This window comes from Cellulomonas sp. P4_B5_2, from assembly GCF_056402235.1.
The window spans coordinates 16,985-33,129 of sequence record NZ_JBFUHU010000028.1; the positions used below are offsets into that span (position 1 = coordinate 16,985).

Consider the following 16,145-nt stretch of genomic DNA (forward strand, 5'->3'; position numbering starts at 1 on the left):
GTCAATCTCCCGTCACGGGGATGGTGCGAGCGGCGACCTTGCTCCACTCGCTGTCGAGGGTGGCGAGCGCGGCCTCGGCGTCGCCGCTGAACAGGAACTGCTGGTCGATCGCCGCGAGCGGGATGCTGGGCGGGATCTGGTGGTCGATGAACCCTGCGATGCGGCCGTCGTCGAAGTACGGCGCGACCGACTGGATCGCAGGCTCGTCGCTGAGCTCGGCTCCCTCCACGGACGGGATCATGTTCTGCGAGGCGGCGAACTCCTCGATCACGTCCTTCTCGAAGAGGTAGTCGATGAAGCGAAGCGCCTCCTCCTGGCGGGGGGTGTCCCTCGCCATCGTCACGACGACGTCGACGCCGGAGACCAGCACGCGGTCGGCGGGGTCGTCCGTGGCCGGGTACGGGAAGATCCCCGCCCGGATGTCCGGGTTGATGCCCTTGATCGGGCTCAGTGCCCAGATGCCCTGCAGCAGCATGGCGACCTCGCCGTTGGCGAACGCGGCGTTCCCGTCGTCGTACGTGGCCCCGCGGTAGCCGTCCTGCATGTACTCGAACAGCTGGTACTGCTGGTCCATCGCCTCGGCGAAGTCCTTCTGGAACGACACCGCCGAGTCCGGGCCGGTCTCCTCGCCCTGCTCGCGCATCTGGTCGAAGAAGTCGTCGCCGGCGGGGTAGGCGCCGAGCGCGTTGAAGGAGGGCAGCCCGGTCCACGAGTCGGCGAGGGTCCCGTAGAACGGGGTGATGCCGGCAGCCTCGAGCGCGTCGCAGGCAGCGACCAGCTCGTCCCAGGTCTCGGGGACCTCGAGGCCCTGCTCCTCGAAGATGTCCTGGTTGTAGATGACGCCGTTGGCGTTGTTGACGTAGCCGAGGCCGCTGACCTCGTCGCCGTACGTGCCCAGGTCCGCGATGATCTCCTGCACCGCCGGGTTGATGGTGTCGAGCACCGGCTCGTCGGAGAAGTCGTAGAAGACCCCGGCCTGGGCGAGGCGGCCGAAGTTCCCGCTCGCGTTCAGGGTGATGACGTCGGGCGCCTTGTCCTTCACCAGCAGCGTGCGGATGGCGGTGTCGGCGTCGGCGACCTGGTTCTGCACCACCCGGATGTCAGGGTTCTCCGCCTCGAAGTCGGCGATGATCTGAGTGAAGTCCTCGAGCGCCTCACCCTTGAACTGGAAGAAGTTCAGGGTGGTGACGCCGTCGGACGGTTCGTTCGCACAGCCGCTGACGGCGGCCAGCAGGGCGATCGTGCCGACCGCGGCTGCGGTGCGACCTCGTCGCGTCATTCGGTGTCTCATCGTGCGCCTCCTTGCGCCGGGTGCTGGCTGCTCAGTCCTGAGCGACCAGCTCGATGACGGTGGATCTCTGCGGGTACTGGACGGGGGGGCGGAGGCCGACGGTCTCGAGCTCGCGACCCGTCACGGTGGTGTCGTAGACCTCCCAGTGGAGTTCGGACTGAGCAGCGGCGCTCGTCGGGGTGCCGACAACCTCGATGCGGTAGCGCCGGCCGGGGTCGAGACCGGGTATCCGGACCCGTCCCGGGGGGTACGCGGCGGTGGTGTCGGTCTGGGTGAGGGTGAAGACGGCCGTCGTGCCGTCGGGCGCGACGACACCGCGGACGTCGATGCCGGCCTCGGTGCCGTCGACGTCGACGGTCCGGCCGGTCGCCACGAGCGGGCGGATGCGCTTGGCGTACTCCACCCACGTGGCGATGCGGCCTCGGGTCTCGGCGTCGGTGGCGGTGAGGTCCCACTCGATCCCGACGTGACCGAACAGGGCGACCGCGGCGCTGAAGTCGAGGTCGACCGTCCGGCCCGTGGAGTGCACGACGGGGCTCGTCAGGTGCATGCCCATGAGCTCGGGCGGGACCACCAGCGCCGTGTACCGCTGGTTGACCAGACGCTCGAGCGGGTCGAGGGTGTCGCTGGTCCAGATCCGGTCCGTGCGAGCCAGGATGCCGAGGTCGACCCGCGCACCACCCGAGGCGCAGCTCTCGATCTCCAGCCCGGGGTGCGCCTCCTTGAGGTCGTCCAGCAGGCGATAGAGGGCGAGCGTGTGCTCGCGCACCCGGGCGCTCCCGTCCGGGCCGCTGCCGGCGTCGAGCAGGTCGCGGTTGTGGTCCCACTTGAGGTAGGCGATCGGGTACTCCTCCACCAAGGAGTGCAAGCGCTCCGCCACGTAGGCGTAGGCATCGGGGTGCGCGAGGTCGAGCACCTGCTGCTGGCGCGCGGCCGGGGGCAGCGTCGTCCGCGCGCGCAGGATCCAGTCGGGGTGCCGCCGGGCGAGGTCGCTGTCCGGGTTGACCATCTCGGGCTCCACCCAGAGGCCGAACTCCATGCCCCGGGCGTGGACGTGGTCGACCAGCGGGTGCAACCCGTGCGGCCAGACCGTCGCGTCGACGTACCAGTCGCCCAGGCCCGCGGTGTCGTCGCGACGGCCGGCGAACCAGYCGTCGTCGAGCACGAACCGCTCGACCCCGACGGATGCCGCGGCGTCGGCGAGCGCGGTCAGCCGGTCGAGCGAGTGGTCGAAGTAGACGGCCTCCCACGTGTTGAGGGTGATGGGCCGCGGCCGGCGAGGATGGGCCGGTCGGCTGCGCCACTCGTCGTGGAACCGGTGGGCCAGCTCGCTCAGGCCGTCACCCCACGACCCGATGACCTCCGGCGACGTGAGCGACCCACCCGGCGCGAGGACGACCTCTCCGGGGGCGAGCAGCTCGCCGCCGGCGAGGAACGACTCGCCTGACACGGACCGCTCCGCGACGAGCCGGTGGTTGCCGCTCCATGCGACGTGGACCGCGTGGACGCGGCCGCGCTCGAAGCCGAACCCGGGACGACCCGCGGCGAGCAGGAGCGTGGCGTCCGCGCCCGGCCGTCCGCGGCGGCTCTCCCGCAGGTACGTCCCGAAGCCGAAGGAGTGCCGCTGCGGCGAGCGTTCCCGCAGGTGGCGGCCCGTGGTGTCGAGGATCTCGGTGGCGTCCCACGGGACGGGGAACGCGAGGTGCAGGTGCTGGACGGTGTACGGGGAGTCGCCGGAGTTGCGCAGGGTGATCCGCTGGTGGAGCAGACCGGAGACTCCGACGCTGAGCTCGAGCTTCGCAGTGAGCCGTGCCTCCCGGTCGACGAGCGACAGCACTGCACGGTGCTCGTCGACCTCGACGCCGACGAGCTCGAGGCGCACGCTGAACGACGCCCCGTCGCGGTGGCCCTCGAGGCCGGGAGTGCCGAGCCAGCCACCGGCAGGTGAGGCGACGAGCGTGGCGCGGGCGGGCTCGTCCAGCCCGCCCGAGACCCGCTGCGGACGGGCGGCGACGGCCAGGCTGCGCAGCGTCTGGTCGGTCGAACCGGTCAGCTCCTCGCCCCAGTGCACGATCGCGGGGTTCGGGGCCGTGTCGAGGTCGATCACGACGCTGGTGCCGCCGCGGTGCAGGTGGAGCACCCGTCCCTCCGCGGTGGAGCGGGGGCCGTYGTCGGGGATCACCTCGTCGTGAGAGTGCATGAGATAGTTCTAACACGGAAGAAACAAGGTCCACAAGCCGTGCGATTCGGCGATTCCCTCCCGTTCGAGCAGTCCTTCATGTCATGATGGAATCAATGAACGGGTGGAGCGCGTGCTGAGCGAGAGCGAGCGGGCCCTCGCGCGCGCGGTCCTGATCCACGGGCCGATCTCGCGCAGCGAGCTGACCAGCCGGCTCGGTCTGTCGCCGCCGAGCCTGACGCGACTGGCCAAGCCCTTCCTCGACCGCGGACTGCTCATCGAGCTCGACGACCGCACCGACGGCTCGGTCGGCCGCCCCGTCCGGCCGCTCGACGTGCGGCCGGGCCTGGCCCAGTTCGCGGGCGTCAAGGTCACGGGAGAGGCTCTGCACGTGGTCGCGACGGACGTGCGCGCCGGGCTCCTCGCCTACGAGGAGCACCGCCTCGAGCGCCGCGACCCGGAGGGCGTCGCCGCCGAGATCGCCCGAGCGGTGCGGGGGCTGGGCGTCGACCGCCTCGCGGGCGTCGGTGTCTCGCTCGGAGGGGCCGTCCGCGACGGTCGCGTCGAGTTCGCGCCCTTCCTCGACTGGACGGACGTGCCCTTCGCGACGCTGGTCGAGGCCGAGCTCGGTGTCCCCGCGTCGATCGAGAACGACCTCGTCGCCCTCGCCGAGGCCGAGCGCTGGTTCGGCATGGGCCGGGGCATCCCCGGGTTCGTGGTCATCACCATCGGCGCCGGCATCGGCTACGCGCTCGTCGTGAACGGTCAGGCGGTGCACTCGCGCGAGGCGGGCGTCGGGCTGGGTGGGCACATCCCGCTCGCCACCACCGGACCCGTCTGCCACGCGGGCCACCGCGGGTGCGCCGAGGCGATGCTCACCTCGGGGTCGATCGCCGCCCAGGTGTCGGCGGCCCTCCAGCGCCCTGTCGACTACGACGAGGTGCTGCGTCTGGCGGCGCAGGGCGATCCGGCGGCGACGACCGTCGTCGACGAGGCAGCCGYTGCCCTCGGACGTCTCGTCGCGATGGCCGCCAACCTGACCCTGCAGCCCGCGGCCGTGCTCGCCGGTGAGGGCATCGCGCTGTTCTCCCTCGCGGAGGAGCGGGTGCGTGCGGCGATCGCGGCCGATCGGGACCCCCGCGCCGAGCCCGTCCAGCTGTTCGTCGACGAGTCGGGCTTCTCTGCCTGGGCCCGGGGAGCGGCGACCATCGCGATCCAGGACGCCGTCGACCGCATCGACCTGGACCAGGAGGTGCAGGTCCTTGTGCCCGCCTCGGTCCCGACGAGAGGACCCCTCGCATGACGTGGACGACCCAGGACGCCCCGTGGTGGACCCGAGCCGTCGTGTACCAGGTGTACCCGCGCTCGTTCGCCGACTCCGACGGCGACGGGATCGGTGACCTGCGGGGCATCCTCGGGCGCCTCGACCACCTGGCGGAGCTGGGGGTGGACGTCGTCTGGCTGTCGCCCATCTACGCCTCTCCGCAGGACGACAACGGCTACGACATCAGCGACTACCAGGCGGTCGACCCGGTGTTCGGCACGCTCGAGGACCTCGACGAGCTGCTGGTGGCCCTGCACGACCGGGGCATGAAGCTGGTGATGGACCTCGTGGTCAACCACACGTCCGACGAGCACCCGTGGTTCGTCGAGTCCCGCGACCCGACGAGCCCGAAGCGCGACTGGTACTGGTGGCGCCCACCCCGCGCGGGCATGGCGGCGGGCGCCCCCGGGGCCGAGCCGACCAACTGGCGGTCGTTCTTCCAGGGGCCCGTCTGGGAGCTCGACGAGCGCTCCGGCGAGTACTTCCTGCACCTGTTCAGCCGCAAGCAGCCGGACCTCAACTGGGAGAACCCGCAGGTCCGCGAGGCGGTGTACTCGATGATGCGCTGGTGGTTGGACCGGGGGGTCGACGGCTTCCGGATGGACGTCATCAACCTCATCTCCAAGGACACCGCGCTGCCGGACGGGGTGGTCACCGACGGCCTGCTCGCCGACGGCTCGGCGTCGTACGTGTGCGGTCCGCGCATCCACGAGTTCCTGGCGGAGATGCACGAGTCCGTGTTCGCCGGCCGTCCCGAGCGGCTGCTGACCGTGGGGGAGATGCCAGGGGTCACGGTCGAGCAGGCGCGCGACTTCACCGACCCGTCCCGGCGGGAGGTCGACATGGTGTTCCAGTTCGAGCACGTCGGCCTCGACCACGGACCCGGCGGCAAGTTCGACGTCCGTCCGCTGCGGCTGCGCGACCTCAAGGCCTCGTTCGGGCGCTGGCAGGCCGCGCTGGCCGACGTCGGCTGGAACAGCCTCTACTGGGACAACCACGACCAGCCGCGGATCGTGTCGCGGTTCGGCGACGACGGTCGGTACCGGCGGGAGTCGGCGACGATGCTCGCGACCGTCCTGCACCTGCACCGCGGCACGCCGTACGTCTACCAGGGCGAGGAGCTCGGGATGACGAACGCGCACTTCACGCGGTTCGACCAGTACCGGGACATCGAGACGCTCAACCACGTGGCGGTGGCGAAGACGGTGGGCACCGGGTCCGACGAGGACCTGCTGGCCGGGATCGGCGCGATGGGCCGCGACAACGCCCGCACGCCGATGCAGTGGGACGGCTCCCCGCACGCGGGCTTCACGACGGGCACCCCGTGGATCTCCGTCAACGAGAACTACCCGACGGTCAACGCCGAGGCGGAGCGCGCCGACCCCGACTCGGTCTTCCACTACTACCGGGCGCTCATCGCCCTGCGGCATCAGGACCCGGTCGTCGCGCTCGGCGACTTCACGATGCTCCTGCCGGACCACGAGCACGTGTACGCGTTCACCCGCCGGCTCGGTGACGTCACGCTCACGGTCCTGGGCAACTTCTCGGGCGAGGTCCAGGAGACCGGGCTCGAGCTGGGCGAGCTGGGCGAGCTGGTGCTGGGCAACTACGCGGACCCGGCCGGCCCGGCCCTGCGACCGTGGGAGGCGCGGGTCCACCGGTCCTGACCGTCGGGTCTGCCACCGTGCCGACCCGGGGGCTGGCGGGACAGACCGGGGCGTTCCGGGCTCGTTAGCGTCCCGATCATGACGATCGCGACRGCCCCGCCCCACCCGCTGCCGGTCCGGACGCGCCGCCACCGGGCCGGGTGGACGGCGGTGCTCCTGACCTCGCTCGCAATCGTCGCGTACTCCGTGACGCCGTACCTGACGTCCTCGCTGCGGGCGCTCACGGACGAGGGGTTCGGGCTCGCGCCCGCCTACGTCGACCAGCCCGCGATCGTACGAGCCGCGTTCTACGTCCACGTCGTCGGCGGAGGGCTGGCGCTCCTGCTGGGCCCGTGGCAGTTCTGGGCCGGTCTGCGCCGGCGTCTCCCGCGCGTGCACCGGTGGACCGGGCGGACGTACCTGGTGGCGGTCGGTGTGGGCGGGGTGGCCTCGCTGGTGATGGCGCCGTTCACCAGCGTGGGCTTCGTCGGGTTCTTCGGGTTCGGCACGCTCGGCGTCCTGTGGCTCTGGACCGGCTGGCGCGGCTACCGGGCGATCCGCTCCGGCGACGTCCGGGCGCACCAGGCCTGGATGATCCGGAACTTCGCGTGCACGTTCGCGGCGGTCACGCTCCGGGCCTGGACGGGCCTGCTGCTGGTGATCCAGATCCCGTTCGTGGACGGCGAGGCGGGCATCGAGGCGGCGTTCGCCAACGCCTACGCGGCGGTGCCCTTCCTCGCGTGGCTGCCGAACCTCGTGGTCGCCGAGCTGATGGTGCGCCGCCGCGGGCTGCCCGCCCTGCGGATCGTCGACCCCGCGACGGCGGCCGCTGGCTACGCTCGCACGGAGGTCGTCGAGAGGTAGGAGCGGGCGTGGGCAAGGTGCACGAGAGCATCGACGGCCGGCTGCGGGCATTCGTCGAGGCGCAGCCGATGTTCTTCGTCGCGACGGCCCCGAGCGGCCCCGGCGGGCACGTCAACCTCTCGCCCAAGGGGATCGCCGGCTCGTTCGTCGTGCTCGACGAGCACACGGTGGCGTACCTGGACCTCACTGCCAGCGGCGCCGAGACCATCGCGCACCTTCGGGACGACGGCCGCATCACGCTGATGTTCTGCGCGTTCGAGGGCCCGCCCAACATCGTCCGGCTGTACGGCCGCGGCCGCTTCGTCACGCTCTACGACGACGGCTTCGCCGAGCTGGCCGCCCTGTTCCCGGAGACCCGCGGCGCGCGCGCCGTGATCGTCGTCGAGGTGGACCGCGTCTCCGACTCCTGCGGTTACGGCGTCCCGCGGATGGCGCTGGAGGGGGAGCGGGACCTGCTGCCGCCGTACATGGAGCGCAAGGGTGTGGAGGGCCAGGCCGACTACCGACGGCTCAAGAACCGGACCAGCATCGACGGGCTGCCGGCGTTCGACATGGATCCCGGACTGTCCACGTGATGATCCCGTGAACCACGATGTGAGATCGGCGGGGGGCGACGTGACACATCGGAAACGTGGGCGTAGTGTCCACAGCGTGCAGACGATCCTTCTCGTAGTACTTCCTGAGCGCGCCGGCTAGAGGCCTCCCGCACAGGCCTCGTCAGCGCGCTCGCCCCTCGTCCAGCCCGTACGCGGCTCGAGGGGCTTTTTCGTGCTCAGGCAGTACCCACGCAGCACCACCCAGGGAGACATCGATGGTCCAGGGCCCTCACCCGGCACCGCCGCGAACATCCGCGCCCGGCTCCTCCGCCGCGTCCCGCGTCCCGGTCCCGACGACGGTCGAGCAGGTCACCGGCGCGCAGTCGATCGTCCGCTCGCTCGAGGAGGCCGGCGTCGAGGTCGTCTTCGGCATCCCCGGCGGCGCGATCCTCCCCACCTACGACCCTTTGATGGACTCCACCAAGGTCCGCCACATCCTGGTCCGGCACGAGCAGGGCGGTGGCCACGCGGCTGCCGGCTACGCCGCCGCGACCGGCCGCGTGGGCGTGTGCATGGCGACGTCCGGCCCGGGTGCGACCAACCTGGTGACCCCCATCGCGGACGCCCACATGGACTCCGTGCCGCTGGTCGCGATCACCGGGCAGGTGGGCGCCTCGCTCATCGGCACGGACGCGTTCCAGGAGGCCGACATCGTCGGCATCACGCTGCCGGTGACCAAGCACAACTACCTGGTGACCGACCCGGACGACATCCCGCGGGTGATCGCCGAGGCCTTCCACATCGCGTCGACCGGTCGTCCCGGCCCGGTGCTCGTGGACATCGCCAAGTCGGCCATGCAGTCGCGCACCACGTTCTCGTGGCCGCAGGAGCTCAACCTGCCCGGCTACCACCCGGTCACCAAGCCGCACGCCAAGCAGATCCGGGAGGCCGCCCGGCTCATCGCCACGTCCCGGCGGCCCGTGTTCTACGTGGGCGGCGGCGTGATCCGCGCCCGGGCGTCGGCCGAGCTGCGCGCGCTGACCGAGGCGGCCGGCGCGCCGGTCGTCACCACCCTGATGGCGCGCGGTGCGCTGCCCGACTCGCACCCGCAGAACCTCGGCATGCCCGGCATGCACGGCACGGTCGCCGCCGTCGCCGCGCTGCAGAAGGCCGACCTCGTGGTCGCCCTGGGCGCCCGGTTCGACGACCGCGTGACGGGCCTGCTGTCCAGCTTCGCGCCCAACGCGACGATCGTGCACGCGGACATCGACCCGGCCGAGATCGGCAAGAACCGCACGGTCGACGTGCCGATCGTCGGGGACCTCAAGGAGGTCATGGCGGACCTGCTGCCCGAGCTCGCCCGCGAGCACACGCAGCACGGCAAGCCGGACCTCGAGGGCTGGTGGCGCCAGCTGGACGAGTGGCGCTCGACGTTCCCGCTCGGGTTCGACGAGCCGGCCGACGGCCACCTGGCCCCGCAGCACGTCATCCAGCGGATCGGTGAGCTGTCCGGGCCGGAGTCGATCTTCGCCGCGGGCGTCGGCCAGCACCAGATGTGGGCCGCGCAGTTCATCAAGTACCAGCGGCCCAACTCCTGGCTGAACTCCGGGGGCCTGGGCACCATGGGCTACGCGGTGCCGGCCGCGATGGGCGCCAAGGTCGGCGACCCGTCCCGCACGGTGTGGGCGATCGACGGCGACGGCTGCTTCCAGATGACCAACCAGGAGCTGGCCACCTGCACCATCAACGAGATCCCGATCAAGGTCGCGATCATCAACAACTCGTCGCTCGGCATGGTGCGGCAGTGGCAGACCCTGTTCTACGAGTCCCGCTACTCCAACACCGACCTCAACACCGGGCACGGCACGGTGCGGATCCCCGACTTCGTGAAGATGGCCGACGCCTACGGCTGCGCCGGGCTGCGCTGCGAGACCGTCGGTGACGTCGACGCGACGATCAAGCGCGCCCTCGAGATCAACGACCAGCCGGTCGTCATCGACTTCACCGTGTCGCGCGACGCGATGGTGTGGCCGATGGTCGCCGCCGGCGTGAGCAACGACGACATCCAGTACGCGCGCGGGATCAGCCCCGCGTGGGACCGGGAGGACTGAGCCATGTCCCGTCACACCCTGTCGGTCCTCGTGGAGAACAAGCCCGGCGTGCTCACGCGCGTCGCGGGCCTGTTCGCGCGGCGGYCGTTCAACATCCACTCGCTCGCGGTCRGTCCCACCGAGCACGACGAGATCTCCCGCATCACGGTCGTCGTGGACGTCGACGCCCTGCCGCTGGAGCAGGTGACCAAGCAGCTGAACAAGCTGATCAACGTCATCAAGATCGTCGAGCTGGAGGACTCCGCGTCCGTCCAGCGCGAGCTGCTGCTGGTGAAGGTCAAGGCCGACGCCACGCAGCGCACCGGGGTCCTCGAGGTCGTCCACCTGTTCCGGGCGCACGTCGTGGACGTCGTGCCGGACACCGTCGTCATCGAGGCCACCGGCGGACCGGGCAAGCTCGACGCCCTGCTCGCCGCCCTGGAGCCGTTCGGCATCCGGGAGATCGTTCAGTCCGGCACCGTGGCCATCGGCCGCGGGTCGCGCTCGATCACCGACCGCGCCCTCGAGCGCGTCAACCGCAGCGCCTGACTTCCGTCCCACCGCAGAACCGACCCTGAACCAACCTGAGGAGACCCATCGTGGCCGAGCTGTTCTACGACGACGACGCCGACCTGTCGATCATCCAGTCCAAGAAGGTCGCCGTCATCGGCTACGGCAGCCAGGGGCACGCGCACAGCCTCAACCTGCGCGACTCCGGCGTCGACGTGACCGTGGGCCTGCGCGAGGGCTCGGCGTCCCGCGCGAAGGCCGAGAACCAGGGCCTGAAGGTCGCCTCGGTGGCCGACGCGGTCCGCGAGGCCGACGTCGTCGTCATCCTGGCGCCCGACCAGGTGCAGCGCATCGTGTACCGCGACGAGATCGAGCCCAACCTCAAGGACGGCGCCGCCCTCGTCTTCGGTCACGGCTTCAACATCCGCTTCGGCTACATCAAGCCGGCCGCGCAGCACGACGTGCTCATGGTCGCCCCCAAGGGCCCCGGTCACCTGGTCCGTCGCGAGTACGTCGACGGGCGCGGCGTGCCGGTCATCGTCGCGGTCGAGCAGGACGCGTCCGGCTCCGCCTGGGACCTCGCGCTCTCCTACGCCAAGGCGATCGGTGGCCTGCGCGCCGCCGGCATCAAGACGAGCTTCACTGAGGAGACCGAGACCGACCTGTTCGGTGAGCAGGCCGTGCTGTGCGGTGGCGTCTCGCAGCTCATCCAGTACGGCTTCGAGACCCTGACCGAGGCCGGCTACCAGCCCGAGGTCGCGTACTTCGAGGTCCTGCACGAGCTCAAGCTGATCGTCGACCTCATCTTCGAGGGCGGCATCACCAAGCAGCGCTGGTCCGTCTCCGACACGGCCGAGTACGGCGACTACGTCTCCGGTCCGCGCGTCATCACGCCGGACGTGAAGGAGAACATGAAGGCCGTGCTGGCCGACATCCAGAACGGTGCCTTCGCCGAGCGGTTCATCAACGACCAGGACGCCGGGGCGCCGGAGTTCAAGGAGCTGCGCGAGAAGGGCCAGAACCACCCGATCGAGCCCGTCGGCCGCGAGCTGCGCAAGCTCTTCGCCTGGGTCAAGCCGGCGGAGTCCGACTACGTCGAGGGCAGCGCCGCGCGCTGATCCCGCTGCACCACCGAACGGCACCCGGTCCCTGCGACCGGGTGCCGTGCTGCGTGGTCGTGCCGGTCACCTGCGGGTACGCAAGGATGGGCGGACGACGACGGAGGGGACGACGATGACCGACCAGCAGGTGGAGCCGCCCGAGGGTGTCGAGGGCGCCGTCGAGGACGAGCGGATCGCGGCGTTCTGGCAGGCAGCCCGGGGACACGTCGGGTTCGGCAAGCTGGACGCCATCGTCGGCGGCACGCCCGAGGACGTGGTCCCGCCGCCGTCGTGGTCGTACGGCGACGACGCCGAGGCCGACGACCTGCTGGCCCGCGTCCTCGACGGACGCAAGACGGCCACCGCGCTCGCGGTCGCGGAGCTGGAGCAGGTCGGTCTGGAGCTCCCGCGCGTCGGTGACCTGTCGATCGTCGTCGACGGCGAGGGCACGCCGCGCGCGCTGCTGCGCACGACGGAGGTCGAGGTCGTCCCGTTCGACCAGGTCGGTGCCGAGCATGCCGCGGCGGAGGCTGAGGACGACGGATCGCTGGAACAGTGGCGGGTGCACCACGAGGAGTCGTGGCGGCGGGTGCTGGGCGAGGCATTCTCGCCGTCGTTGGACGTCATGCTCGAGCGGTTCGAGCTGATCTACCCGACGAGCGGTCCGACGCCCGCGGTCGACTGAGCGTCACGTTCCGTCAGGTGAGACACCCGTCCCGAGCGGTGGGACGGGGTCTACGCTCGATCCATGGTCGACACCGCTGCTGCCCGGGACATCCGCCTCGCCGTCGTCGCTGGTGACGGCATCGGCACGGAGGTCGTCGAGCAGGGTCTGCTGGCGCTGGACACGGCGCTGCACGGGAGCGGGATCACGGTCTCGACCACGGACTTCGACCTGGGCGCCCGCCGCTACCACGCGACCGGCGAGACCCTCACGGACGCGGACCTCGAGGCCATCCGCGGGCACGACGCGATCCTGCTGGGCGCCATCGGTGACCCGAGCGTGCCGTCGGGCGTGCTCGAGCGCGGTCTGCTGCTCAAGCTGCGCTTCGCTCTGGACCACTACGTCAACCTGCGCCCCAGCCGGCTGTACCCGGGCGTGGCCTCACCGCTGGCACACCCGGGCGAGATCGACTTCGTCGTGGTCCGCGAGGGCACCGAGGGACCGTACGTGGGCAACGGCGGTGCCATCCGCGTGGGCACCCCGCACGAGGTGGCCAACGAGGTGAGCGTCAACACCGCGTTCGGCGTCGAGCGCGTGGTCCGTGACGCGTTCGCCCGTGCCGCGGCCCGTCCGCGCAAGAAGCTCACCCTCGTGCACAAGCACAACGTGCTCGTGCACGCCGGCCACCTGTGGCGCCGCACGGTCGAGGCCGTCAACGCCGAGTTCCCCGACGTGACGGTCGACTACCTGCACGTGGACGCGGCGACCATCTTCCTGGTCACCAACCCGGCGCGGTTCGACGTCATCGTCACCGACAACCTGTTCGGCGACATCCTCACGGACCTGGCGGCGGCCATCACCGGCGGCATCGGGCTGGCGGCGTCGGCCAACATCAACCCCGACCGCACGGCTCCGAGCATGTTCGAGCCCGTGCACGGCTCGGCCCCGGACATCGCGGGCCAGGGCAAGGCAGACCCGACGGCCACCGTGCTGTCGGTCGCGCTGCTCCTCGAGCACCTCGGTCTCCCGGAGGCCGCGACGCGTGTCGAGAAGGCGGTCGGCGACGACATCGCCGATCGCGCGACCGACCGAGTACGGTCGACGGCCGAGGTGGGCAAGGACCTCGCCGCGCGCATCGCCGGCTGATCCCACTCCTCGGGGCTCCTGAGCCCCGCCCGGATACCACCCGGCCGTCCTCACCGGTACCGTCGAACCCGACTCTGGTGAAAGGCCCCGCACATGAGCACCCTGACCGACCCCACGTCCCACCCCACGTCTGCCGACCTCTTCGAGATCACGCGGACCGACACCCCCGTCGCCGACGCCGACCGCGAGGCCCTGCTCGCGTCGCCGAAGTTCGGCACCGTGTTCACCGAGCACATGGCCCGGATCTCGTACTCGCAGGAGAGCGGCTGGACCGGCCGGCGGGTCGAGAAGTACGGACCGCTGCTGTTGGACCCGGCGACCGCGGTGCTGCACTACGCGCAGGAGATCTTCGAGGGCATGAAGGCGTACCGGCACGCCGACGGGTCCGTGTGGACGTTCCGGCCGCGGGCCAACGCCGCCCGGTTCGCGCGGTCGGCCCGGCGCCTGGCGCTGCCCGAGCTGTCCGAGGCCGACTTCCTCGGTGCGATCGAGGCGCTCGTCGCGACGGACCTGGCCTGGGTGCCGTCCGGCGAGGAGACCAGCCTGTACCTGCGCCCGTTCATGTACGCCTCGGAGAGCTTCCTCGGCGTGCGCCCGTCGCTCGAGGCCGAGTTCCTGGTCATCGCGTCGCCGGTCGGTCCGTACTTCGCGGGCGGGGTGCGACCGGTGGCCATCTGGGTCGACCAGCGTTACCACCGCGCCGGGGCGGGGGGCACGGGCGACGCCAAGTGCGGCGGCAACTACGCCGCGAGCCTGCTCCCGCAGCAGGAGGCGTACGCCAAGGGCTTCGAGCAGGTGTGCTTCCTCGACGCGTCGACGAACACGCAGCTCGAGGAGCTCGGCGGCATGAACGTCTTCGTCGTCTACGCCGACGGCAGCGTGGCCACCCCGCCGATCACCGGCTCGATCCTCGAGGGCGTCACGCGCTCGTCGATCCTGCGCCTGCTCACGGACGCGGGGCACGAGGTCTCCGAGCGTCAGATCCCGCTCACGGAGCTGCGCGAGGGCCTGGCCGACGGCTCGGTGCGCGAGGTCTTCGCGTGCGGGACGGCCGCCGTGATGACGCCGATCGGCCGCATGGCCAGCGACGACTTCGACCTCACGGTCGGCGACGGCGGGGCCGGGCCGGTCACCACGCGGATCCGCGCGGAGCTCACCGACATCCAGTACGGCCGCGCCACGGACCGGCACGGCTGGCTGCACCGCCTCGTCTGATGACCCTGGTGGCGGACGTCGACCGCATCGCGGCCGAGAGCGACTTCGCGGGCGTGGTGCGTGTGGACCGCGCCGGGACCACGGAGCTCTCGGCCGCGTACGGTCTGGCGGACCGGCGGCACGGCATCCCCGTGACGCCCGACTCGCAGGTGGCGATCGCGAGCGGGTCGAAGGGGATGACCGCGCTGGCCGTGATGAGCCTGGTCGAGGACGGCACGCTCGCGCTCGGCACGACCGCGCGCTCGCTGCTGGGCACCGACCTCCCGCTCATCGCCGACGACGTGACCGTCGAGCACCTGCTCGCGCACACCTCGGGCATCGGCGACTACCTCGACGAGGACGACGACGTCCCGATCAGCGCGTACGCGATGACGGTCCCCGTGCAGCACCTGGCCGCGACGGAGCAGTTCCTGGCGGTCCTGGACGGGTTCCCGACCGCGTTCCCCGCGGGGCAGAAGTTCTTCTATTGCAACGGCGGCTACGTGGTGCTCGCCCTGCTTGCGGAGCGTGAGTCCGGCGTCCCGTTCCACGACCTCGTACGCCAGCGGGTCTGCGCGCCCGCCGGCCTCGTGGACACCGACTTCCTGCGGTCGGACGCGCTGCCCGGCCGCGCGGCCCTCGGGTACGTCGAGATGGACGGCGAGTGGCGGACCAACGTGTTCCACCTGCCCGTGCTCGGGACCGGCGACGGCGGCATCTACACCACCGGCGCGGACGTGCACCGGTTCTGGACCGCGCTGTTCGCCGGCGAGATCGTCCGCCCGGAGACCGTCGCCCAGATGGTGTATCCGCGCAGCACGGCGCCGTACGACGCCCGGCGGTACGGGCTCGGGTTCTGGGTGCACCCGACACGCGACGTCGTCCAGCTCGAGGGGTACGACGCCGGAGCGTCGTTCCTGAGCACCCACGACCCGGCCGAGGGGCTCACGGTGACCGTCGCCGGCACGACCGCCGAGGCGGCGTGGCCCCTGGCGAAGGCGCTCCAGGCGCAGCTGATCGACTGAGCCGCCTCAGTCGATCGGGGCCCCCGCGCGCAGCGTGCGACTCAGCACGCCGAGCAGCAGCGACCAGATCGCGATGCCGATGAGCGCGTTCACGATGCCCGCGGAGATCGACGACTCGAGCTCGTCGGTCCAGGTGAGCGGCAGGAGCGCGGCGGTGAGCGTGCCGAGGAACATGATCCAGCCGAAGAACGCCTTGGGCTTCGGGGTGGTGAGCACGAGGAGGTGGAGCAGCCCGCCGGCGAGGACCGCGAGGACGGCGGCACCGACCACGTAGGCGGCTCCGGTCGAGTTCGTGCCGAAGAGGTCCTTCACGGCGAGCTCGATCGAGAGGATCTGGTCGACGATGACGACGCCGACCAGGCCGACGAGCGCCGCGACGAGGGCCGTGGCGACGACCCCGGCCCAGAACCGCCCGGCGTCCACCGACGGATCCGCCGGGCGCGCCGGGCGCACGGGGGCGGGTGCGGCCGCGGGCGGGACCTGGGCGGGCGGCAACGCGGCCGGGAAGACCGCGGTGGGCTCCGGTGCCGGGGGTGGCGGCGGGGCGGGCGACGGGGCCGGCGTGGAGTGCGGGAA

14 protein-coding genes are annotated in these 16,145 nt (G+C 71.4%); 11 read left to right on the plus strand and 3 right to left on the minus strand.

The window, feature by feature from the left end:
- Position 1: 1 nt before the first annotated feature.
- A complete protein-coding gene (locus AC1DUQ_RS03495) occupies positions 2–1,291 on the minus strand; it encodes an ABC transporter substrate-binding protein (RefSeq protein ID WP_477073397.1) in 1,290 nt (429 codons plus the stop codon).
- Between the two features lie 31 nt (positions 1,292–1,322).
- Entirely contained in the window at positions 1,323–3,491 is a 2,169-nt protein-coding gene (locus AC1DUQ_RS03500; protein WP_477073398.1) for an alpha-galactosidase, read from the minus strand.
- Positions 3,492–3,603: 112 nt separating this feature from the next.
- On the opposite strand from AC1DUQ_RS03500, the gene AC1DUQ_RS03505 reads away from it, so the two are divergent.
- From AC1DUQ_RS03505 to AC1DUQ_RS03555, 11 genes are all read left to right on the plus strand, one after another.
- A complete protein-coding gene (locus AC1DUQ_RS03505; protein WP_477073399.1) occupies positions 3,604–4,773 on the plus strand; it encodes an ROK family protein in 1,170 nt (389 codons plus the stop codon).
- Positions 4,770–6,461: a glycoside hydrolase family 13 protein gene (locus AC1DUQ_RS03510; RefSeq protein ID WP_477060478.1), complete on the plus strand. Its 1,692-nt coding sequence runs from the start codon at positions 4,770–4,772 to the stop codon at positions 6,459–6,461. Before AC1DUQ_RS03505 ends, AC1DUQ_RS03510 begins: the two co-directional genes overlap by 4 nt.
- 78 nt (positions 6,462–6,539) lie before the next feature.
- Complete coding sequence (locus AC1DUQ_RS03515) at positions 6,540–7,304, plus strand: DUF2306 domain-containing protein (RefSeq protein ID WP_477060479.1); 765 nt, start codon at positions 6,540–6,542, stop codon at positions 7,302–7,304.
- A gap of 8 nt (positions 7,305–7,312) precedes the next feature.
- A complete protein-coding gene (locus tag AC1DUQ_RS03520; RefSeq protein ID WP_477060480.1) occupies positions 7,313–7,879 on the plus strand; it encodes a pyridoxamine 5'-phosphate oxidase family protein in 567 nt (188 codons plus the stop codon).
- Between the two features lie 236 nt (positions 7,880–8,115).
- Positions 8,116–9,951: an acetolactate synthase large subunit gene (locus AC1DUQ_RS03525; RefSeq protein ID WP_477060481.1), complete on the plus strand. Its 1,836-nt coding sequence runs from the start codon at positions 8,116–8,118 to the stop codon at positions 9,949–9,951.
- 3 nt (positions 9,952–9,954) lie between these two features.
- Positions 9,955–10,479 carry an acetolactate synthase small subunit gene (gene ilvN, locus AC1DUQ_RS03530; protein ID WP_477073400.1) on the plus strand — a complete coding sequence of 175 codons (525 nt, stop codon included), beginning with the start codon at positions 9,955–9,957 and terminating at the stop codon, positions 10,477–10,479.
- A gap of 50 nt (positions 10,480–10,529) precedes the next feature.
- Positions 10,530–11,558, plus strand: coding sequence for a ketol-acid reductoisomerase (ilvC, locus tag AC1DUQ_RS03535; RefSeq protein WP_477060482.1), 1,029 nt, complete (start codon positions 10,530–10,532; stop codon positions 11,556–11,558).
- 115 nt (positions 11,559–11,673) lie between these two features.
- Positions 11,674–12,225 carry an ASCH domain-containing protein gene (locus AC1DUQ_RS03540; protein ID WP_477060483.1) on the plus strand — a complete coding sequence of 184 codons (552 nt, stop codon included), beginning with the start codon at positions 11,674–11,676 and terminating at the stop codon, positions 12,223–12,225.
- A 63-nt stretch (positions 12,226–12,288) separates the two neighbouring features.
- Positions 12,289–13,350: a 3-isopropylmalate dehydrogenase gene (locus tag AC1DUQ_RS03545; RefSeq protein WP_477060484.1), complete on the plus strand. Its 1,062-nt coding sequence runs from the start codon at positions 12,289–12,291 to the stop codon at positions 13,348–13,350.
- 93 nt (positions 13,351–13,443) lie between these two features.
- Positions 13,444–14,565: a branched-chain amino acid aminotransferase gene (locus tag AC1DUQ_RS03550; RefSeq protein WP_477060485.1), complete on the plus strand. Its 1,122-nt coding sequence runs from the start codon at positions 13,444–13,446 to the stop codon at positions 14,563–14,565.
- Positions 14,565–15,569, plus strand: a complete 1,005-nt coding sequence (locus tag AC1DUQ_RS03555) for a serine hydrolase domain-containing protein (protein WP_477060486.1) — start codon at positions 14,565–14,567, stop codon at positions 15,567–15,569. The genes AC1DUQ_RS03550 and AC1DUQ_RS03555 overlap by 1 nt, the downstream gene beginning before the upstream one ends.
- A gap of 6 nt (positions 15,570–15,575) precedes the next feature.
- On the opposite strand, the gene AC1DUQ_RS03560 is transcribed toward AC1DUQ_RS03555, so the two are convergent.
- A partial coding sequence (locus tag AC1DUQ_RS03560; RefSeq protein WP_477073401.1) for a hypothetical protein occupies positions 15,576–16,145 on the minus strand: 570 nt, incomplete at its 5' end.